12 protein-coding genes, 1 other RNA gene, 1 pseudogene and 1 other annotated feature are annotated in these 14,012 nt (G+C 37.6%); of the genes and pseudogenes, 1 reads left to right on the plus strand and 13 read right to left on the minus strand.

Annotation, left to right across the window (positions count from 1 at the left end):
- Positions 1-346: 346 nt before the first annotated feature.
- Positions 347-774 (plus strand): annotated as a pseudogene (locus OCV53_RS12570) (transposase); the annotation flags it as partial.
- Positions 775-1,005: 231 nt separating this feature from the next.
- Here OCV53_RS12570 and OCV53_RS10815 read toward each other — a convergent pair.
- The 13 genes from OCV53_RS10815 to dnaG all read right to left on the minus strand — a co-directional run bounded on the left by OCV53_RS10815 (position 1,006) and on the right by dnaG (position 13,997).
- Complete coding sequence (locus tag OCV53_RS10815; RefSeq protein WP_055198254.1) at positions 1,006-1,779, minus strand: ABC transporter ATP-binding protein; 774 nt, start codon at positions 1,777-1,779, stop codon at positions 1,006-1,008.
- Positions 1,776-2,657 (minus strand): ABC transporter permease, encoded by an 882-nt coding sequence (locus tag OCV53_RS10820; protein WP_055198255.1) that lies wholly within the window; start codon positions 2,655-2,657, stop codon positions 1,776-1,778. The genes OCV53_RS10815 and OCV53_RS10820 overlap by 4 nt, the downstream gene beginning before the upstream one ends.
- A gap of 19 nt (positions 2,658-2,676) precedes the next feature.
- Positions 2,677-3,699, minus strand: coding sequence for an ABC transporter substrate-binding protein (locus tag OCV53_RS10825; RefSeq protein ID WP_055198256.1), 1,023 nt, complete (start codon positions 3,697-3,699; stop codon positions 2,677-2,679).
- A gap of 71 nt (positions 3,700-3,770) precedes the next feature.
- Positions 3,771-4,009 (minus strand) — a binding site (T-box leader).
- 47 nt (positions 4,010-4,056) lie between these two features.
- Positions 4,057-4,698 carry a cell wall hydrolase gene (locus OCV53_RS10830; RefSeq protein ID WP_055198258.1) on the minus strand — a complete coding sequence of 214 codons (642 nt, stop codon included), beginning with the start codon at positions 4,696-4,698 and terminating at the stop codon, positions 4,057-4,059.
- Between the two features lie 335 nt (positions 4,699-5,033).
- Positions 5,034-5,762, minus strand: coding sequence for a glucosamine-6-phosphate deaminase (nagB, locus tag OCV53_RS10835; protein ID WP_055198261.1), 729 nt, complete (start codon positions 5,760-5,762; stop codon positions 5,034-5,036).
- Positions 5,759-6,580, minus strand: a complete 822-nt coding sequence (locus tag OCV53_RS10840) for a MurR/RpiR family transcriptional regulator (protein ID WP_022374943.1) — start codon at positions 6,578-6,580, stop codon at positions 5,759-5,761. Before OCV53_RS10840 ends, nagB begins: the two co-directional genes overlap by 4 nt.
- Positions 6,581-6,598: 18 nt before the next feature.
- Complete coding sequence (locus tag OCV53_RS10845) at positions 6,599-7,285, minus strand: N-acetylmannosamine-6-phosphate 2-epimerase (protein WP_055198325.1); 687 nt, start codon at positions 7,283-7,285, stop codon at positions 6,599-6,601.
- Positions 7,286-7,540: 255 nt separating this feature from the next.
- Positions 7,541-7,888: RNase P RNA component class A (gene rnpB / locus OCV53_RS10850), an RNA gene on the minus strand.
- Between the two features lie 22 nt (positions 7,889-7,910).
- Positions 7,911-9,566 carry a nucleoside kinase gene (locus tag OCV53_RS10855; RefSeq protein ID WP_055198263.1) on the minus strand — a complete coding sequence of 552 codons (1,656 nt, stop codon included), beginning with the start codon at positions 9,564-9,566 and terminating at the stop codon, positions 7,911-7,913.
- A gap of 41 nt (positions 9,567-9,607) precedes the next feature.
- Entirely contained in the window at positions 9,608-10,399 is a 792-nt protein-coding gene (locus OCV53_RS10860) for a Nif3-like dinuclear metal center hexameric protein (RefSeq protein ID WP_022374946.1), read from the minus strand.
- Positions 10,389-11,084 carry a tRNA (adenine(22)-N(1))-methyltransferase gene (locus OCV53_RS10865; protein ID WP_022374947.1) on the minus strand — a complete coding sequence of 232 codons (696 nt, stop codon included), beginning with the start codon at positions 11,082-11,084 and terminating at the stop codon, positions 10,389-10,391. Before OCV53_RS10865 ends, OCV53_RS10860 begins: the two co-directional genes overlap by 11 nt.
- A 9-nt stretch (positions 11,085-11,093) precedes the next feature.
- Positions 11,094-12,185 carry an RNA polymerase sigma factor RpoD gene (gene rpoD, locus OCV53_RS10870; protein ID WP_022374948.1) on the minus strand — a complete coding sequence of 364 codons (1,092 nt, stop codon included), beginning with the start codon at positions 12,183-12,185 and terminating at the stop codon, positions 11,094-11,096.
- Positions 12,186-12,221: 36 nt separating this feature from the next.
- Complete coding sequence (dnaG, locus tag OCV53_RS10875; RefSeq protein ID WP_055198265.1) at positions 12,222-13,997, minus strand: DNA primase; 1,776 nt, start codon at positions 13,995-13,997, stop codon at positions 12,222-12,224.
- Positions 13,998-14,012 lie beyond the last annotated feature (15 nt).

Here is a 14,012-nt window from a genome sequence, read left to right on the forward strand (position 1 = left end):
TTCCTCTCATTTTTTGAAAGTTAGTGTTTGCTAACATATGGTTAGTATTGCCTAACATTATTGTATCAAAAAATATATTAGATTTCTAGACTTACGGCTTAAATTCTGATTGAACTAAATCGCTGTGCGATGGCCTGCCAAGGCTATGGCTCAGTTTTTCTTTCTTACGAGGACCTCCATGAGACTGGTAGCTTCTTTTTTATGTCGTTATCATCATGGAGGTTTTTATCAGTCTATTTATGAAATATCTTGGCTACAAACCTATGGAAAAACTGACTCTTTTGGATGCCAGAACATTTATCCTGGATAAACGCCGCTGTGGTATCTCTGCTTCAACCTGTAACTTTATTTTCATACAGTGTTCACAGTGCCGAAAGAACTGTATCCTTTGATGTACTGCAACCAGAAACTTCTTTATGATACACTCTATCATCCGCATCTTCATATGATCGTGCTTGGCGGAGGACTTGATACTGCGAATCAGTGGAAAGATAAAGGACAAACTTGAATATCATGGGAAAGCCAGAAACTTACAAAACCATTATGAATTTAAGGAATTGCTGGATATTTTATATGACAGATCAGACAGTTACTTACCTTGTAAAAGATTACAGGAATGGTAGAAGATACATCCCACATACGATCAAGGGAATAGACTTTCTGCGGATGTTTTTGATGCATGTGCTTCCCAAAGGGTTTGTAAGGATCCGTCACTATGGACTTCTTTCCTGCCGCAACAAGAAAGAAAAGATGAAACTGTGCCGGAAACTTTTAAACTTCATATCATCTGTTTGAGAAAACCTTAATTCCTATCCAATACCATTCTCCATACACACCACCTCAAATTTTCCAATATTGTGAATTGTCCACACTATAGACTTCAGGTATATGAAAAAAAATAAATAAACGATCGGAAGAGCAAAATTCTCTAGCAACTCTTCCGATCGTTTATTTATTTTTTATCATATACTCGAAATCTACAGTTGGCCAACTACAAATTAAATTTTAGTTTCCACACTCAATACTAATCTGATTAAACTGATCCAAAAGATCATCTACAACCAGCTTTGTTTTCTCTTCTCCAGCCTTATCAAGTACCGCATGTCCCTGATGCATCATAAGAATACGATTTCCATATTCTACCGCATAACGCAGATTATGTGTAACCATGATCGTTGTCAGTTTCTTTTCTTTAACAACTTTTCCTGTCAACTCCATGATCAGTTCTGCTGTCTTTGGATCAAGTGCAGCCGTATGTTCATCAAGAATTAAGATCTCGATTGGTGCCATTGTTGTCATAAGAAGTGCCATTGCCTGTCTCTGTCCACCAGAGAGAGAACCTACTTTGCTTCCCATCATATCTTCAAGTCCGAGTCCTAACTGGCTTAATAATTCTCTGTAATAATCAATTCTTTTCTTATTTGTCCCAAATCCAAGTCCGAATTTCTTTCCTTTATTGTCTGCAAGAGACATATTTTCAAGGATTGTCATGGATGGACAAGTTCCCATGGCTGGATTCTGATAAACACGTCCGATCTTTCTCTGTCTGATGTATTCTTTTTGATGAGAAATATCTTCTTCATTTAAAATGATATTTCCTGCTTCTGCTTGTAAGCTTCCACAGATCAGGTTTAACATCGATGTCTTTCCTGATCCATTACTTCCGATCACAGAAATGAAATCTCCGTCATCTACCGTCAGATTAAAGTCTTTAAACAGGCAGACTTCATTGACTGTTCCGATATTATAATATTTGTCGATATGTTTTAATTCAATCATGCCTTCACCTTCTTCTTACGGTCCATACTAATGATCAGAATGATCAGGAATAAGACTGCTGTAATAAGTTTTAAGTCTGTTGCTGGTAATCCTACTTCGATTGCGATCGCTACACATGCTTTGTAGATCACGGAACCGATGACAACTGCAGTTGTTGCTTTTAAAAGATTTCCTTTAAATACATTTGTTCCGATGATAACACTGGCAAGTCCGATCACGATCGTTCCAGTTCCCATAGAAATTTCGAAGAATCTCTGCTGCTGGCACATAACACTTCCAGCTAATGCAACTAATCCATTTGAAATTGCAAGCCCTACGATTTTTACAAATCCGCTGTCTTTTGCAAGGGATGTTACGATTGTTTCGTTGTCTCCAACTGCTCTTAAGAGATATCCTGATTTTGTCTTTAAATATAGGTCTAATAATACTTTTGCAATGATCATGATGATAAAAATGATGATCACTGTTTTATATGGGGCTAATACTTCTGGAAAGATTCCATTGATGAAGTCATTATCAAATACGGAGTTGTAGTTAAATAATGGAACATTTGCACTTCCACCTACAATTCTTAAATTTAATGTGTAAAGACCTGTCATAACAATAATCCCAGATAATAGGTCTCTGACTTTAAATTTTACATGAATGATTCCTGTGACCATTCCTGCAATTACTCCGGCTGCGGTTGCTGCAATAAGTGCCAGTAATGGGTTCTTTCCTGAGGAGAGCATGACGGTTGTCACTGCTGCTCCTAATGGGAAAGTACTGTCTACGGACAGATCCGGAAAGTCTAATATTTTGTATGTGATATATACGCCAAGCGCCATGATCGCATAGATAAATCCCTGCTCAAATACGCCTATGATCAATTGTTCCATAATGTTTTACATCTCCTGATTATTTTTCTGGTGTGCTGATCTTGTCAAATGTCTGTTTTGCCTGTTTTTTAACATCTTTGCTGATTGTCATGTTGATTTTTTTCGCTGCTGCTGTATTGATGATGACATCTCCGTTGTTAAATGTTTCGAATTTCATATCTTTCGCTTTTTCTTCACCTTTTAAGACTTTAGCTGCCATCTTACCTGTCTGTTCTCCTAATTTCACGAAGTCGATTCCGACACAAGCAACGCATCCTAATTTTACCTGTTCTACTTCAGATCCGAACACTGGGATATTTAATTTATTTGCTTTCTGAATATATGTTTGCATATTGCTGACTACTAAGTTATCAGTTAAGTTTGTGATGCAATCAACCTTCTTAAGTAAGCTGTCTGCTGCCATTGGCATATCTGCGGAAGCTGTGATTCCCTGTGTGATGATCTTGAATCCGTATTTGTCAGCTACTTTTTCATAAGCTTCTATTCCCGCTTTGGAATTTGCTTCATTTGTGCTGTAGAAGATTCCGACGTTTTTTGCTTTTGGCATCATCTGACGGATCAGTTTTAACTGTTTATCTGCAAGTACAAGATCGGAAGTTCCTGTGATATTTCCAACGTTCTTTCCATCTTTATCTACAAATCCTGCTTTTTTTGGTGATGTAACAGCTGTATAGATGACTGGTGTATCTGTATCTTTTGCTGCGTTATATGCACTTTGTGCACTTGGTGTTGCGATCGCACAGATCATATCTAATTTCTTGGATGCATAATTTGATGCGATCTGATTATCTGTAGCTGTATCTGCCTGTGAGTTTTTATATGTAATCTTTAAGTTCTTTCCTTCTTTGATACCTTCGGATTCTAAACCTTTTAAAAATCCTTTGCGACAGTTATCTAATGATCCGTGTTCAGCAAACTGGATGATTCCTAAGTTGTATGTCTTAGATGCGCTGTCATCTTTCTTACTTCCGCATCCAACCATCAAGGACATTGCCATGACTGCTGTTAATCCTGCTGCTAATACTTTCTTCATTGTTCTCATAATTCATTCTCCTTTTGAATTCAAGTTGTACGTTTCTTCAATAGAAAAAAAGAAAAGCCCCAAGCAAATATGCTTGAGGCGAATTATCCGCGGTACCACTCAAATTGACACTAGCTGTGTCCACTTAAATCATATACTATCATATATGCCCACTCTGGTAACGGGTCGGGTGCCCGGCGATTCCTACTTATTACTTTCAAAATCACCCTCGAAAGTCCATTCACCAGGGAAATCATACTGCAATCTCACCACCTGCAGCTCTCTTTGAATCATTCTGATCCTGCTTACTACTCTTTCTCAACGGTTTCTTTTCTATTTGTCTAAAATCATAATACTTTTATGGTTTGTTGTCAAGCACTATTTGTAAAAAGAATGTCCTTGGTAAGTAAACAATCTGGTCAGTGCCTCATCAAACCATGAAACATTTTTGGGATTTGCCATCGTTTTTTCTACGAAATATAAGGCTCCTTCGGAATAGTCGATTCCATCTTCTAATGCTTTTTTTACACTTCTTTTTGTACTCTTTGTGATATGAACCGATTCATATCTTCCATCAGCTGTCGGTGAAAACTGGACTTTCCCATAAACTCTTTGAAACACAACGGCTTCGATCGAGTTTGGAAATTCTTTGCTCCTTACACGATTTAGAATTACATTTGCTACGAGTATCTTACTTTTTTCATCTTTATCGGTTGCTTCTGCTTCTACGATCCTCTCAAGGATCGATCGTTCTCTTTGTGTGACTACATGTTCTGTTTTTGGAATATAGACGGGTTTGTCTTTGATCTGCTGCTCTAGGTTCACTTTCGTCATAAGCTGTGCCTGCATCAGATACGCCCGTTGTTCTTCCAAAAGTCTTGTCTGCACCACTTGTTCTACTTTGGCATTGGTTTTGGCTGGTAATCGTAAGAATTCTCCTGCGAATACATTTTGTCCAAAGCCACAAATGCCGATGGAACATAAGATGGCTGCGATTTCTATTTTCTTCTTCAATGTCACATACGCTCCTTTAAGAAAGAGTATATGCAGTTATTTTTTGATTATTCATGAATTTTCATATCTACAACCTTTCCACTACCACTTTACATCTTTTCTTGCAAAATGCAATTCCATATGCAAGGATATCATTCCGCCCTTCATTGCTGAGTTTTTCGCCGTAACGGCGGTCGTGAATCTGGTTCATCGCTTCATTTTAAGCACCTCACATTTCTGCCAATTAACAGTCAATATAAAATAAACATTTATATAAAAAGTAAAAACACCACTTCCCTGATAAATCAATTATATCAAAAAAATGGTGTTTTCATCTACTTATTAAAACTTATTCCATCCAATTATTTCATTAATGACATAGCAGCTTCATCAGCTACGATTGTTACGTCTGGATGTAATCTTAAGATTGTTCCTGGTACTTTTGGAGAGATTGGTCCGCAGATTGTGTCTTTTAATGCCTGTGCTTTGTCTTCTCCGCTGACTACAACTAAGATTTTCTTCGCACGCATGATTGTTCCGATTCCCATGCTGTATGCCTGTTTTGGTACATCATCTGCTGATTCGAAGAATCGTTTGTTGGCTTCAATTGTGCTTTCTTTTAAATCCACACAGTGTGTTGGCTCTACAAAGCTGTCTCCTGGTTCGTTAAATCCGATATGTCCATTTCTTCCTAATCCAAGAAGCTGAAGATCAACTGTTCCTAAAGACTGTACTAATGCTTCATAACGTGCCGCTTCTTCTTCGCTGTCTAAGTTTGTTCCATCTGGTAAATGTGTATTTTCTGGTTTGATATTTACTTTGTCAAACAGATTGTCATGCATGAAGTAGTAGTAGCTCTGTTTGTTTTCTTTTGGTAATCCTTTATATTCATCTAAGTTTACTGTTGTAACTTCAGAAAAATCTAATTCTCCTGCTTCATATTTTTTTACTAATTCTTCGTATGTTCCGATTGGTGAAGATCCTGTTGCAAGTCCTAACATGCAATCTGGTTTTAATGTTACGACAGATGCAATAATGTTTGCTGCCTGTTTGCTCATGTCTTCATAAGTTTTTGTTTCGATAATTCTCATTTTCTTTCTCCTTTTAATGCTCGCACAGTATCATCGTGCATAGTTTCTTTTTTCTTTTTATCGTGTTCTAAGTAGTAGGAATATATCAGGTCTAACATGATCAGTATTGGAAACTGAGGTGAGATAACATTTCCATGATCTAAGTATTTTCTTGATGCAATCAAGACTAACTCATCACAGATATTTTCATAATCATCTCTATTCTTTCCTGTGATCAAAATGGTGTCGGCTCCTCTTTTTTTTGATTCTTCGAGTAAATAAAATACATCTTCACTTTCTCCACTGATACTGATTCCAATCACAAGACAGCCTTCTTTTTGGAATACTGCCTGCATTCTCATCAAATCTGGATCTTGAATGGAATTGATATCTACTCCAATCCTCATAAATCTTAAGCGCATTTCTCTTGCAGCAAGGCCGGAACTTCCTTTTCCGCAGACAAATACTCTCCTTGCCTGTCCTAATTTCTCACAGATCCTTAGGATCTGTGCTTCGTCCATCAGGCTGTATGTCTTATTTAACAGTTCCTGGTAAGTGTTTAGAACCTGCCTTGTGTGTCCCGTGAGTTCTTTATTTTTCTCCTCAAATGTTTCCTCATATTGATAAATGAACTCACGGTATCCCCGATATCCGCATTTCTTTGCGAATCTCGATAAGGATGCTTCTGACACAAATAATCGTTTGGCAATCTCTTTGGCCGAAAAATCAACTTTCTTCTGATTCTTCATAAAGAAATCTGCAATTGTTCTTTCCAGTGCTGTAAAATTTTCATAATTGGATTCAATGATCGGTATCACTGATTTTACATAATAGTCCATCGTATTGATCCTTTTTATCTATTTGATCGCATCTGCAAATGTCTTTGTGATCAGCTGTGGTCTTGTAATTGCTGATCCTACAACTGCACAGTATGCTCCTAACTCTAACACTCTCTTTAATTTCTCTGGTGTGTTGATATTTCCTTCTGCAATGACTGGATGTTTTACTTTGGAAAGGATGGTTCTTAAGATTTCAAAATCATTTTCATCAATCTTAAGATTTTTACTTTGTTTCGTATATCCAACCATGGTTGTTCCAATAAAATCAAATCCTAATTCATCCGCATGTAGTGCTTCTTCAATGGTTGAGCAGTCTGCCATTAACAGCTGGTCTGGATATTTTTCTTTGATCTGATGGAAAAATTTATCTAATGTCTGTCCGTTTGGACGACTGGAAATCGTTGCATCTAATGCGATGATCTCTGGTTTTGCTTCCATTAGTTCATCGACCTCTTTGATCGTTGGTGTAATATAAATCTCACAGTCATCGTAATTTCTCTTGATGATCCCGATCACTGGAAGATCTACCTGTGTTTTGATCTCTTTGATATCTTCTGGTGTATTTGCACGGATTCCTGATGCTCCGCCCTGTTTTGCAGCAAGTGCCATTCTTCCCATAATGAAAGAAGAGTGCAGGGGTTCATCTGGCAATGCCTGACATGATACGATCAGTTTTCCTTTTAAATTCTCAATTCTTGGATTCATTTTAATTCCTCTCTTACGTGCTTTCGCTTTCGATACTTTTAGTATATCCATTTTAAAATTAATTTCAAGTTCTATTGATAATTTTGAAAGTTCTTTCATAGCTAGCTTAAAAACTTCCTTTTTTTACTGTTTTTCTTGTTATTTCTGCAATTTCTTTCAAGAATTTCTCCATTTTCTGAAAGAAATGAATTCTTCTATAAACTAAAAAAGAAGCTGCAAGATTCCTCTCACAACTTCTCTGATATTTCTCTTATAACGCTTAGCCAGACGATAAGCCGGGTTATGTCGTTGAATGGTCATCTATCTCGACTTGCTGTTACCAGCAAGCTCCAGCGACCCACCTGAAAACAGATCGGGCCGATCTATCGTTTTCATCTCGGTCTTGCTTCGGATGAGGTTTACATATGCCCTGCCTGTTACCAGCCAGGCGGTAAGCTCTTACCTTACCATTTCACCCTTACCACTTATGTGGCGGTATATTTCTGTTGCACTAGCTTGAGGGTTGCCCCTACCGGACGTTATCCGGCATCCTGCCCTGTGAAGCCCGGACTTTCCTCACCGTTTCCCTTTCGTCTGAAACGGCGCGACCATTTGTCCGACTAAGCGCCAATTATTATATCACATCTTACACGTCAAAGCAACTACCACCGATAAATTCTCTTAAAAGAGACGTCTTTGGAATTGCTTCGCTTGGAATATTTAAGAAATATTCTAAAAATTTTAATAGTCTTTTTGCTTCCTGATACTCAGGACAATCTTTTGGAACTGCAAAAAGCAAAGGTTCCGCATATTGTTTCAGTACCGCGATCTCATAGACTTGTGCAGAATTAAACATGACATCTGCTTCTTCCTGATATGGGAAGATATTGTCTTCTTCTCCCTTTCTTACGGAATCCCATCTGGAGATGGTCTCTCTGGCATCATTTCCTCTTGTCATCGCGTCTCTTACGATTCTTCGCAATAATCTTCCATCGGAACTTGGTATTCTGTTATGTTCATCCAAATTGATCTGATTTAATGCACTGACATAGATTCTGTATTTTGCATCTTCTGGAATCTCGTTTGTGAGAGTTCCATTTAATCCATGAATTCCTTCCATAACGAGAACATCTTTTTGTCCAATCTTTAATTTGTGTCCATGATACTCTCTTTTTCCAGTAACAAAATTGTAACTTGGAACATCTACTTCTTCGCCATTTAACAGCTGATTGATATGTTTTGTCAGAAGATCTACATCTAATGATGCAATTGTTTCAAAGTTATAATTTCCATTTTCATCTCTTGGTGAAAGTTCTCTGTCTAAGAAATAATCATCCATAGAAACTGGATGCGGTGTTAAGCCTGCAATCTCTAACTGAATAGACAGTCTGTGTGAAAATGTTGTTTTTCCTGAGGATGAAGGCCCTGCGATCAAAATGATCCGTTTGTTCTTGCTTACAATCTCATCTGAGATATCTGCAAGAAGCTTCTCCTGTAAACCTTCCTGTAATAAGATCAGGTGGTTAATATTGCCATATGTGATCTCGTCATTTAAAGCTCCAACAGTATCGACTCCCATTGTCTTTGTCCACTCTCTGGATCGCTGCATCACATGGAAGAGCTTTGGCTGCGGAGTAAACGGCACAATTTCTTCTGTCTGCTTCCGCTTTGGAATCTGAAGCACAACACCATGCTGATATGCTGAAACTAAAAATGTAGGAATGTACCCTGTTGATGGTGCCATATATCCGTAAAAATAATTATCATATCCATCCATAGAATAAATATTTGTCTTTGATTCTCTGCGGAATTTAAACAATTCTCTCTTGCCTTTAAATCCAACACTGTCAAAATATCTTGATGCCTGATCGGTATCTAATGATCTTTTTGTAATCGGTAAATCTGACTCGTACAACTGCTCCATACGTTTTTGAATAGAATGTACAAATTTATCATCTACTACCCGCTCCATGGAAGAAAAATCACAAAAGATACTGTTTCCAATAGAATAATCAATTGCTATCTTCGTGCTTTCACCTTTTCCAAGAAGATCTTCACATGCCTTTAAAAATATAAAAGTCGCCGTACGTTTATACGCCATATATCCTGCTTGTTCTTTCAATGTAACAAAACGTACATGACAGTCTTTTTTGATCTCTGTAAATAACTCTGTTAATTTCCCATCCATGTAAGCGAGAAGGATCACTGGTTCCTCTTTTTTTTGCAGCTGTTTCGCAAGCTGTTCAAGTGTTGTTCCTTCTTCTACTTCATAAATAGACTGACCTGCTGTAACTTTGATCATATACCATCACTTCTTTCTTTTTCATCAATAAACAAATTTATTTAAAAAACTTTATATGGACTTCCTGCTTTATATGTGATCACTTCCAGATTTTCTGTCTGATCACAAAGGAATTGTTTCATATCATCAATAAATACATGTTCTAATCCATAATGTCCTGCATCGATCACGCACATTCCCATATCTATAGCATCAAGACCTTCATGATGTCCGATATCTCCTGTTAAAAATACATCAGCACCTGTCTGCTTAGCTGTGCTTATCATACTTCTTCCTGATCCTGGAACGATCGCGATCTTTGAAATCTTCGTATTTGAATCACCAAATACCATAACACTTTCTAATGAAAATGCTTCTTTGACTTTCTTTGCGTACTCTCCAACAGTCACATCTCCTTCGATGTATGCTGTGATACCGATTCCTTTTCCCTGTGCCTTTTCATTACCAGATGCACTATCTTCTACAGGTCCACATAGATTATTAAGTCCCAGACGTTCTACCATACGGTCTCCCATTCTGCATACATCATAACAAGTATGCATTCCATAAGCACAGATTCCATGACTGATCAGCTTCAAAAGTTTATTCTGAAGGAAATCATCACTGGTACATCTGCTGATCTTTGAAAAGATCACTGGATGGTGTGCAAGGATAAAATCTACCTGTTCTTTGATCGCATATTCTACCACTTCATTTGTAATATCCAGAACAACTAAAACTTTTTTAATCTCTTTTTCTTTATCTCCAACAAGAAATCCTGGATTATCCCAGCTTTCTGCTGTCTCTAATGGTACTTCCATCTCTAAAAGGTCAATCAGTTTTCTACAATTCATAATAACAAAGTGCCTCCATGATATCTCCAAGTAAATCCTCTACTTCAGCTTTGCGTCTTTTAATATGTTCCTTTGAATCATCTGTAAGACTTTCTTTGATCTTTGAATATTTTATATATTCCTGATCCAGATACTCAAGAAGTACTGGATGTTTTGCAAGAATTAATTCTTCTCCAAAACGATAAAAACATTCTTTATTATAATGCTGTTTTCCATGAACTGCGCGGATCACAACATAATATTTTCCATCTTCTTTTAAAAACTCTTCCTCTAAGATGCGAAATCCATGATCATTTAAGAAATGGCGGACTCTTTCTAAATGAGACTGTGGGGATAAGATCAGTTCTTTGACATTTGCTAACTTATCAAAATCCTGTTCTAAAATCCTTACAACTAAGTCTCCTCCCATTCCTGCGATCACAACGGAATCCACTTCATCTTGCGGTAATTCATGCAATCCATCAGAAAGAATGCAGGAAATGGTTTCTCCTGCATTCTCTTCTTCAATATGTGCTTTTGCACGGCTTAATGGTTCTTTATTTACATCCATCGCATAGGCTCTCGGGCAGTTTCCATTCTTTGTTAAATAGATTGGTATGTATCCATGATCTGTCCCGATGTCTGCCACAACATATCCTTCTGTGACAAATGATGCGATCGTCTCTAATCTGTTTGATAATTCCATAATCATACCTTAATCTAAATAATCTTTTAATTTTCTGCTGCGACTTGGATGTCTTAACTTGCGCAGTGCTTTTGCTTCGATCTGACGAATACGTTCTCTTGTAACGTTAAATTCTTTTCCGACTTCTTCAAGTGTTCTTGCTCTGCTGTCATCTAATCCAAAACGTAATCTTAAAACTTTCTGTTCTCTCTCTGTTAATGTTCCTAGTACTTCGTCTAACTGTTCTTTTAACAGTGTAAATGCTGCTGCATCCGCTGGTACTGGTACATTCTCATCCTGAATAAAATCTCCAAGATGACTGTCTTCTTCTTCACCAATTGGTGTCTCTAGTGATACTGGTTCCTGAGAAATCTTTAAAATCTCACGAACTCTTTCCACTGGGATATCCATCTCTGCTGCAATTTCTTCTGGAGATGGTTCTCTTCCAAGCTCCTGAAGAAGCTGTCTGGATACACGGATCAATTTATTGATCGTTTCTACCATATGCACTGGAATACGGATTGTTCTTGCCTGATCGGCAATTGCTCTTGTGATTGCCTGACGAATCCACCATGTCGCATAAGTACTAAATTTATATCCTTTACGATAATCAAATTTCTCCACTGCTTTGATCAGACCTAAATTACCTTCCTGGATCAGGTCAAGGAAAAGCATTCCTCGTCCTACATAACGTTTTGCAATACTTACTACCAGACGAAGGTTTGCCTCAGCAAGTTTCTTCTTGGCTACTTCATCCCCTTCTTCCATTCTCTTTGCAAGTTTGATCTCTTCATCTGCACTAAGAAGTGGTACTTTACCAATCTCTTTTAAGTACATACGAACTGGATCTTCAATGCTGACACCATCAGGAACGGCAATCTCTGTCTCATCCTCTATTGTATCATCGAGATCATCATCATCGTCTGCAACTGCGGCAAGAGTAAGTACATCGATTCCATTCTGTTCCAAATAATCATAAATTGCTTCCATCATATCAGAAGTCAATTTCATATCTTTGAAATATGAATCAATCTGTGCATACTCCAAAAAGTTTTTATTCTTTTTTCCTAATTCCACCAGACCTGCAAGTTTCTCGGTGAACTGTTCCATTGTACCTTCCATAATTCGTCCCTTTCTTCTCTTCCTATTTTAACCAACCTATAATGAAATATGCAATTTTGCAAGGTTTGCTTTCTCCCTGATCAAATCCTGCCATTTCAAAATATCATTTGTTGCGTTCATCTGTTGTTCAATGCTGTCTTCTTTTACTCTTCGCACAATATCATTCAACGCTTTATCACGATCTTCCGGTGATGGACTGATCTTTAGTGTTGTATTAAATAATTCTGCGATCTTTTTCTGATCTTCTAGATCTGTATATTGATTTAATATCTTTCCTGGTATTACTGCCCCTTCTTCTGCATATTGTTTAAAAAGCAGTAATGCCGCTCCATGATATATCTGTTCATAAAAATCATCTGGACCGATGATCCCATCCAGTTTTTCAAATAACTGTGGTTCATTTACCATCCATGTAAGAAGAAGTTTCTGTGGCTGTTTCCTCTTTTCCTCTTTTGCTTCACTCTGCTGCAACCTTCTCTCCGGCTGTCTTGGCGTATTTTGCTGTCTCTGTGTTGTTGCATAACCGGAAGTTCCATAATAATTAACAAGTTCTTCCAAATCTTTTGCATCAATATAATATTCCCTTGATACAGCATCAATATAATTCTTACGTTCCAGACGTTCTTCAATTGTTGAAAGTAATTTTGCTGCTTCATGCTGAAATTTTGTCTTCTCCTCTGGATCGTTCTGATCATATCTTCCTGCAGCTACCTGTATCTGAAACATAAAACTGCTTGTTGCATGACTGATTCTTTCTTCCAAAGCTTCTCTTCCTAACCCTTTGATGAATTCATCTGGATCTTTGTATGGTTTGAGATTTAATACACGAACTGTCAGTCCAGCTTCCTTAAGAATCGGAATTGCACGCAAAATAGCTCTTTGTCCTGCTTCATCGCTGTCAAAAGAAAGTATGACATTCTCTGTATAACGCTTAAGTAACGTTCCATGTCCACTAGTAAATGCAGTTCCAAGCGCAGCTACTGCATTTGTAAATCCCGCCTGATGCATAGATATAACATCCATGTATCCTTCACATAAAATAATCTCTTTCTTCCTTGAACTTCTTGCAAAATTCAATCCATAAAGATTACGACTTTTATCAAATAATGTGGTTTCTTTTGAATTTAAATATTTGGGCGAACCATCTCCCATAACTCTGCCTCCAAAACCAATCACACGATTATTGACATCCATGATTGGAAACATAACTCTGTTCCAGAACTTATCACTTCCGCCTCGTCGCTCATCGATCGTTACGAGTGCAGAATCTTTCAATTCTTCATCACTGTATCCTTTGCTTTTTAGAAAACGATACAGATCATCATTGTAAATATCTGCATATCCAAGTCCAAATCTCTTGATTGTCTCATCTGTGATCCCACGATTTTTCAAATACGCAAGTCCTTTCTGCCCTCGTTTGCTGTGAAGCAGATAATAGAAATAATTGGCAGAAAGTTTGTTCATCTCTCGAAGTCTGGCTTTCGCATCCATTGTTCGTTTAGCTTCTTCATTCAATTCTTCTTCTGGAAGCTCCATTCCAGCTCGTTCTGCCAGATATTTTAACGCTTCCGGAAAAGAAAAATTCTCATATTCCATTAAAAAAGTAAAAACATTACCACCGGCACCACAGCCAAAACAGTAATACATCTGTTTATCCCGGCTCACAGAAAAAGAGGGCGATTTTTCATTGTGAAATGGGCACAATCCGAAATAAGAACTTCCTTTTTTCTTTAGCGGTACGTACGTGGAGATGAGATCTACAATATCATTCCGGCTTCGCACCTCTTCTATGATTTCTTCTCCGTAAATCAATGCTTGTCCCTCCTT

This window comes from Anaerostipes amylophilus (assembly GCF_025567365.1).
Classification (GTDB): Bacteria; Bacillota; Clostridia; order Lachnospirales; family Lachnospiraceae; genus Anaerostipes; species Anaerostipes amylophilus.

What these genes read in the sequence shown, in the direction of transcription:
- OCV53_RS10815 (WP_055198254.1), bottom strand. Translation starts at nt 1,779, where the DNA reads ATGATTGAATTAAAACATATCGACAAATATTATAATATCGGAACAGTC.
- OCV53_RS10820 (WP_055198255.1), bottom strand. Translation starts at nt 2,657, where the DNA reads ATGGAACAATTGATCATAGGCGTATTTGAGCAGGGATTTATCTATGCG.
- OCV53_RS10825 (WP_055198256.1), bottom strand. Translation starts at nt 3,699, where the DNA reads ATGAGAACAATGAAGAAAGTATTAGCAGCAGGATTAACAGCAGTCATG.
- nagB (WP_055198261.1), bottom strand. Translation starts at nt 5,762, where the DNA reads ATGAGAATTATCGAAACAAAAACTTATGAAGACATGAGCAAACAGGCA.
- OCV53_RS10840 (WP_022374943.1), bottom strand. Translation starts at nt 6,580, where the DNA reads ATGGACTATTATGTAAAATCAGTGATACCGATCATTGAATCCAATTAT.
- OCV53_RS10845 (WP_055198325.1), bottom strand. Translation starts at nt 7,285, where the DNA reads ATGAATCCAAGAATTGAGAATTTAAAAGGAAAACTGATCGTATCATGT.
- OCV53_RS10855 (WP_055198263.1), bottom strand. Translation starts at nt 9,566, where the DNA reads ATGATCAAAGTTACAGCAGGTCAGTCTATTTATGAAGTAGAAGAAGGA.
- OCV53_RS10860 (WP_022374946.1), bottom strand. Translation starts at nt 10,399, where the DNA reads ATGAATTGTAGAAAACTGATTGACCTTTTAGAGATGGAAGTACCATTA.
- OCV53_RS10865 (WP_022374947.1), bottom strand. Translation starts at nt 11,084, where the DNA reads ATGGAATTATCAAACAGATTAGAGACGATCGCATCATTTGTCACAGAA.
- rpoD (WP_022374948.1), bottom strand. Translation starts at nt 12,185, where the DNA reads ATGGAAGGTACAATGGAACAGTTCACCGAGAAACTTGCAGGTCTGGTG.